This window comes from Burkholderia sp. BC1 (genome assembly GCF_052683555.1).
Genome location: NZ_JBQYLP010000211.1, coordinates 1 through 2,023, shown reverse-complemented (window position 1 = coordinate 2,023; position 2,023 = coordinate 1). Strand labels below are relative to the sequence as shown.

Sequence of the window (2,023 nt, the reverse complement as noted above, 5' to 3'; positions counted from 1 at the left end):
CCATCTCGCCTGCAACTTCGGAAGTTGGTCCATTGATCAGCGTTTCCCTAAGCAGGCTGAACGTCGAAGTGTGCAGCAGCGTAGCGTGCGCTGCAGTTCCACACTTCGACGCCATCGCGGCTGAAGGTAGCCCACCCCTCCATGACTACCATCTCCGCGTGCGGAAAGACTTCACCATGCCCGTTCGCCGTGGCGGCATAGACCGTCCGCTCACGACACGTCGCCTGGTACTTTCCGTCGGGCAGCGTCGGCGACACCATGCTTAGCTGACAACTTCGCTTATTGCTCGATCAAGAAACGCTCGCGATTCTTTGCCTTGGCGATCCATGCGGGCGCGCGGCCCTTTCCGGTCCAGGTCGCACCGGACTTCGGATCGCGGTATTTCGGAATCCCTGCACTCTTTGCAGCAGAGTCACCATTCGCTCGCGCCATGCGCTTGCGGCCGAATACGTCCTGCTCGGTGAGGTCATATGCGGCTACCTTTGCACGCACGTCAGCAATTACTGCCTCGACCTCTTGCGCGCGGAGTGCTTCAGCCTCAGCCTCGAGTGCCTCAATTTGAGCCTTTACGTCTGTATAGGTACGCTTGTTCGCTGCCATTTTTCTACCTCCCTTGAATTCTGATGTTACGCAATTCGAGCCCACATATTAGACCCATTTCGGCATCCGATGTTTTCCCATGTGTCCGGGTTCGTCATGGTCGCGTTTCCCAAGTTATTCGATGCAAACGATAGTATTCCGACGAGCATCGATTTCGTTGCTTAAAACCGGATCGCATCAATTGGCACGTCGATCCCATGGTGCCTTAGAACAGCCTCACGGAAAGTGCGCCAATCCTCTGCGCCAGCGGGCTCGTGCGTGCAATACAAGCACTGGTCCGCACCTGCCAACTGCTCGGTCACGGTCCGATGTACATCAATGCCAAAACGCCTGCTGAATCGTCCTACACATGATCCGTCGTGAGCCGTGACCCACACGGTGTCGCCGGCTGTCGAGACATCGATACTGTAAAGCTGGTCCATTGGCGTCCAATATTCGGGAATCAGGTCAGTACTATCGAAATGTTCCATCCGACGAATGTTGCCCGTCCGTTCGCTTCAACTACGCCGTGGGGTAAGCCGTCATCAGAGATAAACCAGTCCCCCGCCTTCGCTTTGTTTCTGACCTTACCTTGTCGAAACGTCAGTCCGTCGTTATGAAGCACGACCATCAGGACTATCGAGCGAGATGTCCATCTGGTCTTCCTGTTCGAATGCCATATTCATTGATGCGGTGCTCACATCGCGCGCGAAAGTGTTTCTGGCAACCCGACTTTGAAGTTGGCCCTTCTTTTCGCAATCGTCACCCCTCGTTCGGTCATGTGGCCAACCTCGCAGGCCTGGTCCTCCAGTCCGTGCGAATGGTGTCGAATGTTGAACGATCCTCTATCTCATCGTTCCGTTCTTGCAGTGACGACGCCACATGCCTTTGCTCGCGCTCGCAAGCGCCGGGCGACCACAGTGAGGGTAGCGGATGGCAATTGCTCCGAGATTCATCATCCTGTCTCCTCCTACCGAACTTCTCGATACATTGCCGGGCCGCCGATGAGGCCAACGGCCGTCAGCTCATTTCGACCATAGTTACGCGATTCCTTTCGCACTTCGTACCCATCTTCATCCTGAGGGAGACGTTCAATATGTTCGGCTACCGTAGCGACCTCATCGCGTACTGCCACGAGGTCACGCATCACTAGGTCCGCAGGCAATTTGCGGAGACATTCAAGCAGTGTTGCCATGGTCTATCCTATGCCTTCTCAATATTGAAGTTCGCGGCAGCATATGCTGCATTGCAGGTCCAGACCTTGACACCGTCTCGATAAAAGTGAGCCCAACCTGCTTTCACCTTCACTCGCGCGTCCGGGAAAACTAGGCTATGGCCGTTCGCAGCTGCGGACAGCAGATTGCGCTCGCGACACGTCGCCATGTACTCGCCGTTAGGCAAAGCGTCCTTGTTCATGATTGCCCTTATTTCTTCGTTATTTTTT

General features: G+C 55.2%; 2 protein-coding genes. Both read right to left on the bottom strand.

Annotation, left to right across the window (positions count from 1 at the left end):
* Window positions 1-279: 279 nt before the first annotated feature.
* Entirely contained in the window at window positions 280-600 is a 321-nt protein-coding gene (locus ACSHSS_RS32115; protein ID WP_445546114.1) for an H-NS histone family protein, read from the bottom strand.
* Between the two features lie 1,182 nt (window positions 601-1,782).
* Window positions 1,783-2,023, bottom strand: a 241-nt coding sequence (locus ACSHSS_RS32110; RefSeq protein WP_445546113.1) for a hypothetical protein, incomplete at its 5' end; no start/stop codon positions are given.